This is a genomic window from Lactobacillus juensis (assembly GCF_036246285.1).
Lineage (GTDB): Bacteria > Bacillota > Bacilli > Lactobacillales > Lactobacillaceae > Lactobacillus > Lactobacillus juensis.
In genome coordinates this window covers 1-14,138 of the sequence record NZ_BTTS01000002.1, presented here as the reverse complement: position 1 = coordinate 14,138, position 14,138 = coordinate 1, and the positions used below count along the sequence as shown (strand labels likewise).

Sequence of the window (14,138 nt, the reverse complement as noted above, 5' to 3'; positions counted from 1 at the left end):
AATATGAGTAAGCTTATTTGATTTTACTTTTGACCTCTGGCACACCATCTAATACGTTGGCGTAGCGTGCTAAGATAAATAGATAATCTGATAGGCGATTAATATATTTTAAACAAGCAGGAGCAAGCTTTTGCTCCTCAGCGTTCAATTTTGCCAGCGAACGTTCTGCTCGTCTGGCAACTGTACGTGCATAATGCAGATGTGTGGCAGTAATCGAACCGCCAGGTAGAATGAAATGGGTTGTTTTAGGAATTTGTTTATTGAGGTCATCAATTTGTTTTTCCAGATTTTCTACTTTTTCTGTCGTAATTTCTTCATGCCTTTTGACAACAATGTCACTTTCAAGTTCATATAAGTCACGTTGCAAATCTTGTAAAGGATCATGCAATTTTTGACATTTAGCAGACAAGTTGGCAATTACAACGCCTAGATATGAATCAAGTTCATCAATATCACCAACGGCGACAATTTGCAAATCATATTTAGGAACCATTTTACCGGTAACCTGTTTAGTGAAACCTTGATCACCGACTTTGGTATAAATTTTAATTGTCATAACAGCCTCCGTTTATAATGATCTAGAGCAATGTTTAGTGGTTTGTATAAAATGGGATAAAATACCAAATCACCAATTGCATGATAAGTGTCAAAGACTAGGCTGCCGGCCCAGTATGCTAAGAAGGCGTTAAAACCACCGAAAATAGACATACCGAAGTCGACAAAGCAGCCATATTCCCAGCCAAGAAAAACGGCGAGAATTAGTTGTAAAGTAAAGTGTTTTTTAAGCGGTGTAAATTTACCTAGCAAAGCAACGGTTAAAACGCAGCCGCCGTAAGCTAAAACCTGTGACACAGTCCAGATGCCAAAGCCTAAGTAAATGTTGGAGACGACCATGGTTAAAAGAGCTAAGGCAAAGCCAAAACCAAAACCAATATTTAAAGTTACAATCATTAAGATATCAGTTACTGGCTGGACATTAGGTACAGGTATGATCTTAAAAATTCTTAGTGCCACGCACATGGCAGTTAAAATCGCTAATAATGCTAACTTCTTGGTTGAATTACGTACCATAGCAAACTTTAGAAGTTAGTTTTTGCTAAAGTAAATTTAACCTTGTCTTTGTTTGCCAATTTTTGAATTGCTGCGCCTTTTTGAGCGAACTTACCATTAATTCTGTAGGTCCAATAGATTTTTTTACTTGGTTTTTGGCTCTTGCCAGCAATAGAAGTAATAAAACCATTCGTACTCTTTACTTTCCAGCACTTCTTTAAACCACGCATTACTGTTGAGTGCTTAGGCAATTTAACAGTCTTCTTTTTGTAAGTCTTGTTGTGTACTTTCAGAGTATAAGTGACTTTAATCTTGCTGCTGGCATCAACCTGTTGGACGTTTTGGGTTGTTTCAAGACCTGCAAACGTAAAGGTAAAAATAGTGGCAATTCCGGTTAAAACAGATAATTTGCTTTTTTTCATATAAAAACTCCCAATCTATAAATTTTTTGTGCAAGCACTAAAATATTTCGTACTTAGTCGCTTGCACGGACTTTTTTATTTCATTTTTGCTAAAGTGAATTTTACTTTATCGTTACTTGCGACTTTTTGCTGGTTAGCACCTTTGGTAGCGTATTTTCCGTTAACGGTGTAAGTCCAGTATATTTTCTTTTTGGCATTTTGCTTTTTACCATCAATTGCAGTAATGAACCCTTTATTGCTGTCTACTTTCCAAGCCTTTTTTAGACCGGTCATAACAGTAGACTTTTTAGGCACTTTGACTGTCTTTTTTTCTGTATCTTTTTTCGTAGCTAAAACATAGCTAACAGAAATATTAGTGTTTGTTTTAGGTTTTTGCTGGGTCTGATTGTTCTGACAACCAGATAAAGTAAAGGCAAAAATGGTTGCAACACTGGCAATAATTGGCAATTTGCTTTTTTTCATGATTAAAATTTCGCCTACTTAAATTATTTAAATAATTTATTTAACAGGACATGCACCGGATTCACAATCGGTTTGATCAACTAATTCCAAGTCTTTTTGATCATCGTTTTGCTCGGCAAAGACTTGAGCAACGTCACCGGTAATCTGGGCTTTTCTTTCTTCATACTTCTTCTTGTCGATCGGCTCTTTTGGCGCTTGCTTGAGTGAACCACCATAGTATGGCAATAGTGAAGTTGACTTAATTACATGACGGTATTGCTTAAAGAGTGAAGTGATCTTGTCGCCTTCGTCGCTTTGGAAAGTGACGGTACAGCTGACTGCGTTGTCTGACCAGTAAGTTTGCAGAAATGCTTGCGTTGCAAATTGTTCTTCAATTGAAACTGTGCCAGCTGAAGCGAAGTTTTTACTATCAGCGTGAGCAGCACGTAATGGAAATTCAACACAAGTTGTGTTTGGTGAATAAATGTCTGGTTCTGAGTAGTAACCACATGCATCTAGTGCTTTAAGCAGAGGATCAGAAGCTTGGAATCTGATTCTTTGAATGAGGTAGCCGGCATAGTGGAAATGCATTCCCTCAGAAGCTCCAGCCAATTTCGCAACAGTACCCGAAGGCTTAACAGTTGTGTGCTTGATTGATTCGTTGCATTTTAAAGTCTTGCTGTATTCTTTATCAGCAGCAATAACGGCTTGGTAAGCATCAGTAACCATTTTAATTCCCTGAGGATCGTAAATCGGTTTCTTAATCTTTTCACCGCTTTCTTCATCAGTGCTGTCTTCAAAGCCGGTAACAACGCGGTGACCCAAGTCATTTAAGAGCCAATCTTGGATACCTGACATTGAAACGCCGATTCTGCGGTTTTTATAAATGATGTTACGGGAAATTTCCCAATCATAGTCACTAAAGGTTACGCGTTTAGCGAAGCGAGTTGCTAATCTGAAAACGTCTTTTAAATCCCAATTTTCTTGTTCGGCAATATATGGAAATACTTCAAACAGGTTGCATGGTTCACCGTTACCCAAGGAAATTTCTCCACAAGGGTTAGTACCTTCAACATCACCGTCAATATCTTTTTGATAGCCGTCAATAATCCGGCCATAATTACGGGACAAATCTAGGTTGACTACACCTGGTTCACCGTTTTCTCTAATACCATTAGCTATTGGTTCATACTCATTAAAGTTAGAGTCAATAGCTACACTGTTATTTGAAGCCCAACGGTGGTGGTAGAGTTTATCTTTATCTTGTTTCATCGTGATAAAGTCTTGGTCAGTACTCGTACCTAAAGCCAGTTCAGCTGACCTTCTTACATTACCGGCAACGACTGTTTTACCAATTAAATTGCAAATATCAGTACAATCAACAGAAGTTAAATTACCGCCGACCCGGTTATTAATGATGTTGTTAATGTCAAAAAACATTTCCACTAACGGCATTGGACCAGAAGCCGTACCGCCAAAGCCGTGAATTTTAGCACCGTAAGGACGAATTCTGCTGATATCTAATACCAATTTGGTTTTATTTTCGGAATTGGTTTGGTTAAAGTGCATATCAATTAGACGTGCGTTAGCTAAAACCCAGCCTTCACGAGTATCAGGCAAGTTGTAATAAACATAATCTGACTTACCTTCGTTTTGTTTGGCCCATTCAGCTTTGTCTGTTGCACCCAGCTTAATTGAATCTGCATATGAAGCACTTTTTTTGTCAATTACGACTGTCAAGTCGATTTTATTATCAACTGCAGGAATCTTTTTAATATTGTCTTGCACAACAGAAAAGCCAACGCCGCCGCCTTTCATTGATTCGTCAAAAAGAAATGAAAAAGGCATTGAAACGGCTTCTTGTTCTTGGCCTAAATAATCTGGCACTATATGACTGTCACCGTATTTTTGCGGTCGAATAGCTATGAACCAGCAATTATTCAGAGAGTCACCATTACGCTTTTGGTAGTCTGTCCCGGAAACCCACAGGTTTCTTCCAGAAGGAGTTGCACCTAAACCGTAAACCAGTTTAAATAAATCCTTAGCCTCGTTTGTTAGTTCATCAACTACTTCTTTTGAAGGAGTGCCTTTGAGACGAGGATCAAGATTAATGTTGCCCTCAATTACGCGTTTAACCGTTTCGTCCCAATTTTCGGAACGATTTTTTTCAGGAAGCCATCTGGCATAGGTCCTTTTATAAGTAACCCAGCCAAGTTCTCCCCAATGGGGGGTGACATTTTGTTTCACTTGATCAATGTAACCCTGATCCAACGTTATACTCGTATTTTTCATATTCAAAGTCACTCCTTAAAATTAATTATTGTTCCACAGACACATCATCTATGGCCTTCAATAGAACTATACCACAATATCTTGTATTTTCTAGAGCAAAGATTGCACGCAAACACGAACAAAAGTCTTAAATTGATGTGCGAGTAGGTTATTGGGACTGAGAAAAAAATATATAGAATTCAGGGCCAGAAAAAAAGCACAATAAGTTGAATCTAATACTTATTATGCTTGAATATATCTTTAATTTTTAAAGTAAAACTAATGCCTGACTGCTGCGAAGAAAAGGCAGATTAAGCCCAGAAAAATGATTGCCGGAATGAATAAGTGAATTAAGAAAAAGAAAGCAAGAGCACAAGCTAAAAGGAAAAATAGGATTTTGACAATCCCAATTCCCATTTTGACTAAAAGCCAAATGAGAAACAAAATCAATAATAATGTAAACATGCCCAATCACCCCTTTTGCTTAAATTAAAGGATATTATATCTTATTTAGTGAAATAGCAGTAGCAATGTAAGCAAAATTTAAAAATAGTTAATTATGTTCTTTATCAGTGAAATATTGTTATAATGAATCTCCACACTAATTTTAGTGAATACGCATTATATTCTGAGGAATATTTGGAGAGGAAGAAATTGCTTGCGTTATAAACAAATAATTTTTGACGTTGATGATACTTTAATTGACTTTGCTGCTACGGAGAGTTTTGCACTGCACAGTCTCTTTAACGCACATCATTGGCAGTTAACTGATGAGATGCAACGTGATTACCATGCATATAATCAAGGACTGTGGCGTAAGCTGGAACAAGGCAAGATCAATTATGAGCAGCTGAGTAGAATGGCTTTTACCAATTTTATTAAAGAAAATTTGGGTATTGCAGTTGATGGCTTAGCAATAATGAATGAATATCGCTCTTATTTTGGTGAGTCGTACAAGTTGTTACCGGGGGTTATGGATACTTTGCGTTATGCCCGTAAACAAAATTATTGCTTAACGGTCTTAAGCAACGGTGAAACCTTTATGCAGAGGCATCGCTTGGAATTAGCGGGGATTAAGGATTATTTTTCTTTAATTGTGACATCTGAAGAAGCTGGTTTTTCTAAGCCTGATACCCGGATTTTTGATTACTTTTTCGCTCATACTAATATTAGTCCAGAAGATACAGTCTTTTTTGGTGACGGACTGCAGTCAGACATATTAGGAGCAGAAAACTATGGTTTTGACAGCATCTGGTATAACCATCGCAGGCGCAAGAATAAAATGAATCTGCATCCGCTGTATGAAGTAACTACTTATCCGCAATTTGTAACTTTACTCAAAAGCGACTTTCAAAAACAGCCGCAATAATTGCTATTTTTTGCTGTAGAAGTATAGTCCAGTTCGGTATAATAATGGTGAGAGGTAAAAAATTATGACTAGTAAAATTCAATCTTTAAATGACACTTATGAATTAAATAATGGCGTCAAAATACCAGTTATCGGACTGGGAACTTGGCAAACTCCTGATGGTGAAGTTGCTCAAAAAACCGTCGAGGATGCTCTAAGTCTCGGTTATCGTTTAATCGATACGGCTGCTGCTTACGGCAATGAGGAAAGTATTGGTCGGGGCATTAAAAGAAGTGGGGTTAACAGAGGTGACTTATTTGTAACGACTAAGTTATGGAATGATCATCACGGTTACCAGAAAACTAAAGCTGCAATTGATGAAAGTTTAACTAAACTAGATTTAGATTATCTTGATTTATACTTAATCCATTGGCCTAATCCCGCTCCGGTGCGTGATCACTGGGCTGAATTGAATGCAGAAAGCTGGCAGGCAATGGAAGAGGCAGTGCAAGCAGGAAAAATTCGCGCAATTGGCGTTTCCAATTTTAGACGTAAACACTTGGATGAACTTCTGAAAACTGCTAAGATTCGTCCTGCTGTTAATCAAATTTATCTTAACCCTAGTGATATGGAAAAAGACGTAACGGCTTATAATAAAGAACTTGGCATTCTAAGCGAGGCATATTCACCACTAGGCAGAGGTGGTTTGTTTGCTAATGACACGGTAGTTTCTATTGCGCAGAATTATGATAAGAGTCCGGCACAAGTTTTATTACGCTGGTCATTGCAACATGGTTTCGTTCCACTACCAAAATCAGTTCATCGCGAACGCCTAGAAGCTAATTTGCAGGTCTTTGACTTTACTATTACTGAGGCTGATATGGCAAAACTCGATGGCTTGCATGGAGCAGCCCAAGTAGCAAATGATCCAGATCAAACAGATTTTTAAAAGGTGATTGCTGATGAAAATTGGATTTATTGGAGCTGGTAAGATTGGCTCTGCGATTATTAAGGGCTTGTTAAATGCTCAAAATCCCAGTGAGGACATTTATGTCTTTAATGGTGGACGCCATCACACTGCTCAAAAAATGGCAGCTGAACTTCACTTAAGTTTGATTAATAATTATGAGGACTTTAATGCTTGTCAAGCAGTTATAGTAGCAGTAGGTGGTTCTGCCACTGAAACAATCATCAAAAATTTAGGTCAAAAATATCACGGCATTATTCTGTCAACTGGTGGTGGCGATCTGACTCAAATTAATCAAAAGTTGCCAGCAGAAACTTCTTTTGGCAAAATTGTGCCCAATACACCGGTGCAAATCGGTGCCGGTATCACAGTTGCCAGCTTTGTACCTGATGAAAAGCCGGCAGTAATCACTACTGTCAAAAATATTTTTACCCAAATAGGAGCTGTTTACGTTGTACCTGAAAATCTGCTGGGCATTTACGGCACTGTAGCTGGTTGCACACCTGCCTATGTTGATTTAATGGTTGAAGCTCTCAGTGATGCCGCAGTACAGAATGGAGTTAACCGAGCCGAATCATACGAAATAATTAACCAGATGCTTTTAGGTACCAGTAAGCTGGCAATCGCTAGTAAAAAATTGCCCGAGGAGCTAAAAGATGAAGTTACAACACCGGGCGGTTCGACAATTAGAGGCGTAACTAAACTTGAAGAAGAAGGGTTTAGGAACGCGCTGATTCAGGCAGTAAACGCTTCTGCTAATTAAAATAATCAATTAAAAAGACACCAGATGATTTTATCTGATGTCTTTTTTGACAATAAAGTGTATTTAAGAAGGGAAATAAGTTAAGAGACTAAAACTCTTTGTCTAAATCAACTGGAGTATCAGCTTTTTCACCCTTAATTAGCTTCAAGTTGTTGTCGAAAGCCTTGATAACCATGTTACGAACAGCATGAGTAGTGTAAAAGGCTGTATGTGGAGTTACCAAAACATTTGGCCGTGCAATCAAGTCAGCTAAACGTTTGTCAGGAAAGTCCTTACCACTGAAGTCACTGTTGAAAATACCAACTTCATTTTCGTAAGTATCCATTACGAAGCCAAAAACTTTACCTGAGTCAAGACCACGAACAACTGCATCCGTATCAACTAATGGTCCACGGGAAACGTTGACAATAACAACGCCATCCTTCATCTTCTTAATTGAATCATCGTTAATCATGTGAACATTTTCTGGAGTATCAGGAACGTGAAGTGAAATAACGTCAGACTTAGCGTAAAGTTCATCTAAGTCATCAACGTAGTAACCCTTCTTTTCTAATTCTGGGTTCTTGAAGATATCGTAGGCAATAACCTTAGCGCCAAAGCCTTCCATAATTCTCATGAATACTTGACCAATATGACCAGTACCTACAACGCCAACAGTTTGGTCACGTACTTCGCGACCAATTGTAGGTGCCCAGCGCAGATCATGCTTAGCAACTTTTTCGTCCATAACCTTGTCTTGGCGCAAAACTCTGGCAGCTTGAATAGCAGCGTGTTCAGCGATGGCATCTGGTGAGTATACCGGAACATTAGTGATCTTAAAGCCTAATTCCTTAGCTTTCTTTAGGTCAATATTGTCAATACCAACGTTACGGATTGACCAGTTGTGAATACCTAATTTGTCTAAAGCCTCAATAGTATCAGCCTTGTAATCCAGTTGCTGGTAAGTTACAACACCATCAGCACCTTTAGCTAATTCAGCCGTTTCAGGGGTGAGAAGTTGATCAGTGAAATCAACATCAACATCCTTGTGAGCTTCCTTCCATTCATGTACATATGGTTCTTCATCTTTACGAATGGCGTAAGCATAAATTTTAGTCATAAAATCTAACCTCCAAAGATTATTATTGTTGTCTCTTGTGCTATTATACACTTGCTTAACGTGATTGAAAAATATAAAAATGTGAAAAAATTATTTTTTAAAAAATACTGCTATATAGGTAATCGCTTACATTTATACTGCAAAAGGGATTATAGCAAAATAAAAAAATTACAAATATTTTTTGCTAAGGTAGTGAAAAAAATAACAGCAAATTTAATGGAATTACGTGCAAGTTGGTAAAAAATAATACTGCTAGAGTCATAGAAATTTTGAGTCCCTGTGAAAAAACTATATAATGAAAGAAATGATTAATAAGGAGAAGAAAATGATCTTAATTTCGTGGAATATTGATTCACTTAATGCAGCTTTAACAGGAACTTCCTCACGTGCCGTGGCAACACGCCAGGTTTTAGAAAAAATACATGCTCAAAATGCTGATATTGTCGCAATTCAAGAAACAAAATTGCGCTCAACAGGACCTACCAAAAAACATTTAGAAATATTAGCCCAAGAGTGTCCAGAATATGATATAGTATGGCGCTCATCAGAAGAACCGGCCCGTAAAGGATATGCCGGTACTATGTTTTTATACAAAAAAGAACTTAAGCCTAAAGTAACTTATCCTGTGATTGGTGCACCAGAACCAATGGATCATGAAGGCAGAATTATTACGTTAGAGTTTCCTAAGTATTTTGTGACCCAGGTTTATACACCAAATTCAGGTAATGGCCTTAAGCGCTTAAGTGAACGGCAAGTATGGGATGCAAAATACACTGCCTATTTGCAAAAATTGGATCAGGAAAAACCGGTTTTGGCTAGTGGTGATTATAATTGTGCTCATCATGAAATTGACCTGAAACACCCGGATACTAACCATCATTCGGCTGGTTTTACAGATGAAGAGCGAGCAGATTTTACCAAAATGCTTAAAGCCGGTTTTACAGATACTTTTAGAAAAGTTAACGGCAACGTTGAAGGGGTCTATTCTTGGTGGGCTCAAAGGGTAAAAACTGCCAAAGCTAATAACTCCGGCTGGAGAATTGATTATTGGCTGACAAGCAATAGAGTTGCTGATAAGGTTAAGCGTTCTGAAATGATGGATACTGGAGAGCGTGCCGATCATTGCCCAATTTTATTGGAAATAGATTTATAAATAGTAGTAAAAAGAGATCCAAAGGGTTGGGTTTCTTTTTCTTTTGTGTAAAATAGCTTTGAGGTGATATTGAATGAATGAGCCTTTGCAGGATGCCATTCTTAACGGTTTGTATGATCCCATCTATCCAGGACATGAATTATTAGGACCAAAACTGTTGCAAAATAATAAACAGGAGAATATCTGGCTAACGCTGCGTCAAGAGCTTCTTAGCTGCCAAAGTTTTACCTGGGCAGTGGCCTTTATTACTCAGGATATGCTTGTTCCGTTTAAAGTAGTCATGGCTGATTTGGCTAAAAGAAATATTACGGGTACTTTAATTACAGGTGACTACTTAGGATTTAACAACCCTAAAGTTTTCCGTGAATTGTTAAAAATTCCCAATTTAAGCGTTAAAATCACCTCTAAAAACGGTTTTCATGCTAAAGGCTATCTTTTTGAACACGAAGATTGGCAGACTTTAGTTATCGGCAGCGCTAATTTTACCCGGGCAGCTTTGCTCAGCAACTGTGAGTGGGCTTTGAAGATCAGCTCGAAGAATAATGCTACATTAACTGTGCAGATTGCCCAGCAGTTACATGAATTAAAAAGAAACAGTATGCCTTTATCTGAAAGTTGGATAGCAGAATATGAGCAAAATTGGGTAAAACCACAAATGCATTCACAGGAACAATTAAATGAAAAAGCTAAAATTGTGCCTAATGAAATGCAGAAAGAAGCTTTGCATGAGTTAAAAGGACTAATTGCTAGCGGGCAAAAACGCGGCCTGGTAGTTTCAGCGACAGGGACAGGCAAAACATATTTGGGAGCATTTGCAGTCAAAGACTTTAAGCCTCATAAATTTCTTTATGTTGTCCACCGCGAGCAAATTGCCAAAAAGGCTTTAAAAAGTTTTTACCAAGTGATTGGTGGTAAGTTATCTGATTATGGGCTATTAACAGGACATAAGCATCAGATTGACTGCAAATATGTTTTTGCAACAGTGCAAACTTTAAGCCAGCCAGATATACTTGACAGCTTGGAGGCAACAACTTTCGATTACATTTTGATTGATGAGGCTCACCGGGCGGCTGCGCCAAGTTATCAGCGCGTTTTTGCCAAATTCAAGCCCCAATTTTGGCTGGGAATGACTGCCACGCCTGAGAGAATGGATGATCAGGATGTCTATAGATTGTTTGACTATAATTTAGCCTATGAGATCCGTTTGCGTGAAGCATTGGAAGAAAAAATGCTTGCACCTTTTCATTATGTTGGCGTTGAGGACTATGAAGTAGATGGTGCAACGATTGATGAAACTACTAACTTGCGTAGACTGCTTGCACCCGAACGGGTAGATTATGTCTTAAAGCAATTGGATTACTATGGCTACTGTGGTTCACAAGCCAAAGGGTTGGTTTTTTGCAGTCGCCAAGAAGAAGCGCGTCAATTAGCGCAAGCTTTTTCAGAACGCAAACATCCCGCTATCGCTTTAACTAATGAAGACAGTGAAAAAAGAAGACTGCAAGTTGTCAACCAGCTGGAACAAGGCAAAATTGACTACATTATTACGGTTGATCTTTTTAATGAAGGAATTGATATTCCAGCTTTAAATCAGATAATTATGTTGCGCAATACGCAGTCCAGTATTGTTTTTATCCAGCAGCTGGGTCGCGGCTTGCGTAAATATCCCGGTAAAGATTATGTCACGGTCATCGACTTTATTGGTAACTATAAAAATAATTATTTAATTCCAATTGCTTTAAATCAGGATGACAGCCGCTCGCAGGATAAGGCACGCGAGGAAAGCGTACTCCCCAGTTTTATCGATGTTTCAACAATTAACTTTAGTCAAATTGCTTCTGCCCAAATTTTGGCTTCGCTTGATAAGATTAAATTGGACAGCATTAAAGAATTACGGCAGTCATATCAAGAACTAGCGCAAAAGATAGGGCGTCCACCCCTGTTATTTGATTTTTACCGTTATGGTTCAACTTCACCTATGGTTTTTGCGAATAACCATAGTCTTAAACATTATGGCGACTTCTTGATTAAAATGGGTGAGCCTGTGAAGCTAAGTGATTATGAAGATGGCGTTTTGTCTTTTGTTACCAAGGAATTATTAAATGGGAAAAGACCACATGAACTAATACTGTTGCAGCTGCTTTTAGAAAAAAAGCAGGTTAGCCAAGAAGAATTTGAACAAGCTCTGCATGACTATGGCGCCTATACTAATGAAAAGGTGCTGACTTCTGTTGAAAATATTCTTTCTTTAAGCTTTTTTGACATCAAACAAGGCAAGACAACGAAAAAAGAGCAATATGGCGGACAGCCGCTTATAGTCAAAATTGATTTGTTTGATTATTCATTAGCACCAATATTGGCGCAATCTCTTAATCAAAATGAAACTTTTAGGAAATTGTTTAGAGATGTGATTAAAACGGGTTTGGCACTTAATCAAGACTATGATAATCAAAAGCAATTTACGCTTTACCAGCAATATGATCGTAAAGATGTTTGCCGTTTGTTAAACTGGCCCTTAGATGTTTCCGCACCAATGTATGGCTACCGTGTGGACGAACATGAAACGCCTATTTTTATCACTTATCAAAAAGATTCGTCTAAAAAGCGCAATGCTTTGTACCATAATACGCTGGAAGACGGTCGCTGTTTGCGCTGGTATACGAGATCGCCCCGTCATCTAGAATCAGATGAAGTACAGAGACTGCTTAATACGCCGCAGATGAAGTTATTGCTGTTTGTTAAGAAGAGCGATGCGATTGGCAAACAGTTTTACTATTTAGGACAGGTAGATATTCAAAAGAATACGGTCAAGGAAGAATTACTAGGGCCAAAGAAAAAAGCTGCGGTAGGGATGAATTTGCTACTGGAAAAGCCATTGAGTACAAAAATGTATGAGCTACTATTTGATGAATAAGAAAAAGTCTAAGAGTTGAACTTCTTAGACTTTTTGAGTTAGCAAAGAAAGTAATATTTTTAAATATTAAAAGGATTATTACAAAACAAAGGACCAACAAATCACGTCGATAGACACTGACTTATTGGCCCTTTTGAAATATAACAATTTAGTACTTAAGTGAAAAAGTTTTTTTTAGAATTTTACGGTTAAAAACTTAGCGCTCTACGAAAGTATTAGGTTTAATATGTTGCAGGATTTCGTATCCCACATCTTTTTGATCATTTTCATTATCGTTAGTTTGATTTAAAAACATAACAATTCCGTTTTGATTATCAGCAGTTAGTTGCACCCAGGTGCCAAAATGCTGTCCCTTAAAGCTGCCGTAAGCGTTCTTAATATTATCATTATTGTATAGGTACATTCCACCTGAATAGTTAACTACTTTGCTTTTTAGGTGAGTCAAATAATAGAAATCATCTTTATTTAAAATCGAACCGTCCGTTAAGCCCACTTGAATCTTGTAATATTCTGCTGTGGTAGTAAAAAGATTACCAGCACCAGGAATTTGTGAAACTAAGCTTTTTTTGAGATAAGTTGCTTTTTGATAGTTCTTGCTCCCATTTGAATAGTATGAAATTGGATCAGTCATTTTCTTAGGGATGTTTTGATAAAGATAGGTATTTTTCAAATTTAACTTATCAATAATACGGGTCTGCAAGTTGTCTTCGTATGACTTGCCTGTAACTTGGTTAATGATACCGGTAAGTAAAATATAATTACTATTATTGTAGTGATAATTACCTATTGTGTCAGACGCTGAGGCATTGATATTATTGACGACCCAGTTAATAGCGTTGTCTTCTGAATAATTATAGCCTCTATCTATTTCTGTTTTAGTAGCCATAATTCCTGAAGTATGGGTCAACAGATTGCCCACGGTAATATTATCAGCATTTTTGAGGTTAGGGTACCAGCGGGATATCTTGGTGTATTGAGTAAATTCGTCTTTGGTGCCCTTGGTTTCATTAATTAGTTGCACTATCATCGCACCAGTAATTACTTTTTGCAGCGAAGCTGTGGGATAAACAACTTTGCTGCTGCCATTACCAATTCTTTTACCATACCAGGCATAACCATAACTGATTGTCTGTGGTACCCCATTTTGCACCACTGTAACTATGCCACGGACATTGTGTTTCTTAAAAGTACTCCTGACAAAATTATACATTTCAGTCTGCTTATTATTAGTGGTAGTTGCTGCATTAACTTGACTAGTTGCAGTGACTAAAGGTGTGGCGGCAATAACTAAAGAAGCCACCATTGTAATAAATTTATGCTTCAAAATGATTTTTCTCCTTAAAATATAGTTGTATTATAAAACTTTAAAATTAATTAGGGTATACGAAAAGATTAAATTTAGATAACGTTTGTGATTCATCTGAAAATATTTTTATTTGTTTTGATATTGAAAAGTGCTGCTTTTGATCACTTAAAATTCTTACAAAAGGATGCAAGCGAAATATTTGACCAACAAGGCCGAATTTTTTTCAGAAGTGCTAGACAGATAGGACTTTTTGCTTTAACAAAAAAATAATAAAAAATACTTGCAAAAGGGAAAAATAATTGCTAGTATTAATAACTGTCGTCGGGCAATGAGCCGCAAGGCAAGAGGCCCCTAAGGGCGGCAAAAAAATCGAGCAAAAGCAGTTGACAAAAGCGAGCTGCTTT

At 37.6% G+C, this 14,138-nt stretch carries 13 protein-coding genes; 5 read left to right on the top strand and 8 right to left on the bottom strand.

The window, feature by feature from the left end; genetic code table 11:
* Positions 1–13: 13 nt before the first annotated feature.
* The 6 genes from AAA926_RS04365 to AAA926_RS04340 form a co-directional block, all read right to left on the bottom strand.
* Complete coding sequence (locus AAA926_RS04365; RefSeq protein ID WP_338211940.1) at positions 14–556, bottom strand: cob(I)yrinic acid a,c-diamide adenosyltransferase; 543 nt, start codon at positions 554–556, stop codon at positions 14–16.
* Positions 553–1,071, bottom strand: coding sequence for an ECF transporter S component (locus AAA926_RS04360; RefSeq protein WP_045927323.1), 519 nt, complete (start codon positions 1,069–1,071; stop codon positions 553–555). The genes AAA926_RS04365 and AAA926_RS04360 overlap by 4 nt, the downstream gene beginning before the upstream one ends.
* Positions 1,072–1,079: 8 nt before the next feature.
* Positions 1,080–1,472 (bottom strand): DUF4430 domain-containing protein, encoded by a 393-nt coding sequence (locus AAA926_RS04355; RefSeq protein ID WP_109585681.1) that lies wholly within the window; start codon positions 1,470–1,472, stop codon positions 1,080–1,082.
* 75 nt (positions 1,473–1,547) lie between these two features.
* Positions 1,548–1,934: a DUF4430 domain-containing protein gene (locus tag AAA926_RS04350; protein WP_338211939.1), complete on the bottom strand. Its 387-nt coding sequence runs from the start codon at positions 1,932–1,934 to the stop codon at positions 1,548–1,550.
* 36 nt (positions 1,935–1,970) lie between these two features.
* Complete coding sequence (gene nrdJ, locus AAA926_RS04345; protein WP_338211938.1) at positions 1,971–4,205, bottom strand: ribonucleoside-triphosphate reductase, adenosylcobalamin-dependent; 2,235 nt, start codon at positions 4,203–4,205, stop codon at positions 1,971–1,973.
* Positions 4,206–4,463: 258 nt separating this feature from the next.
* Positions 4,464–4,649 carry a hypothetical protein gene (locus AAA926_RS04340; protein WP_338211937.1) on the bottom strand — a complete coding sequence of 62 codons (186 nt, stop codon included), beginning with the start codon at positions 4,647–4,649 and terminating at the stop codon, positions 4,464–4,466.
* Between the two features lie 193 nt (positions 4,650–4,842).
* On the opposite strand from AAA926_RS04340, the gene AAA926_RS04335 reads away from it, so the two are divergent.
* The 3 genes from AAA926_RS04335 to proC all read left to right on the top strand — a co-directional run bounded on the left by AAA926_RS04335 (position 4,843) and on the right by proC (position 7,262).
* Entirely contained in the window at positions 4,843–5,553 is a 711-nt protein-coding gene (locus tag AAA926_RS04335) for a YjjG family noncanonical pyrimidine nucleotidase (protein WP_338211936.1), read from the top strand.
* Between the two features lie 64 nt (positions 5,554–5,617).
* Positions 5,618–6,481 (top strand): aldo/keto reductase, encoded by an 864-nt coding sequence (locus AAA926_RS04330; protein WP_338211935.1) that lies wholly within the window; start codon positions 5,618–5,620, stop codon positions 6,479–6,481.
* Positions 6,482–6,494: 13 nt separating this feature from the next.
* A complete protein-coding gene (gene proC, locus AAA926_RS04325; RefSeq protein WP_338211934.1) occupies positions 6,495–7,262 on the top strand; it encodes a pyrroline-5-carboxylate reductase in 768 nt (255 codons plus the stop codon).
* Between the two features lie 88 nt (positions 7,263–7,350).
* On the opposite strand, the gene AAA926_RS04320 is transcribed toward proC, so the two are convergent.
* Positions 7,351–8,361, bottom strand: coding sequence for a D-2-hydroxyacid dehydrogenase (locus tag AAA926_RS04320; RefSeq protein WP_338211933.1), 1,011 nt, complete (start codon positions 8,359–8,361; stop codon positions 7,351–7,353).
* Positions 8,362–8,686: 325 nt separating this feature from the next.
* Here AAA926_RS04320 and AAA926_RS04315 point away from each other — a divergent pair, with 325 nt between their 5' ends.
* A complete protein-coding gene (locus AAA926_RS04315) occupies positions 8,687–9,514 on the top strand; it encodes an exodeoxyribonuclease III (protein WP_338211932.1) in 828 nt (275 codons plus the stop codon).
* A gap of 73 nt (positions 9,515–9,587) precedes the next feature.
* Entirely contained in the window at positions 9,588–12,428 is a 2,841-nt protein-coding gene (locus AAA926_RS04310; RefSeq protein ID WP_338211931.1) for a DEAD/DEAH box helicase, read from the top strand.
* A gap of 196 nt (positions 12,429–12,624) precedes the next feature.
* On the opposite strand, the gene AAA926_RS04305 is transcribed toward AAA926_RS04310, so the two are convergent.
* Positions 12,625–13,752 (bottom strand): serine hydrolase domain-containing protein, encoded by a 1,128-nt coding sequence (locus AAA926_RS04305; protein WP_232347646.1) that lies wholly within the window; start codon positions 13,750–13,752, stop codon positions 12,625–12,627.
* Positions 13,753–14,138 lie beyond the last annotated feature (386 nt).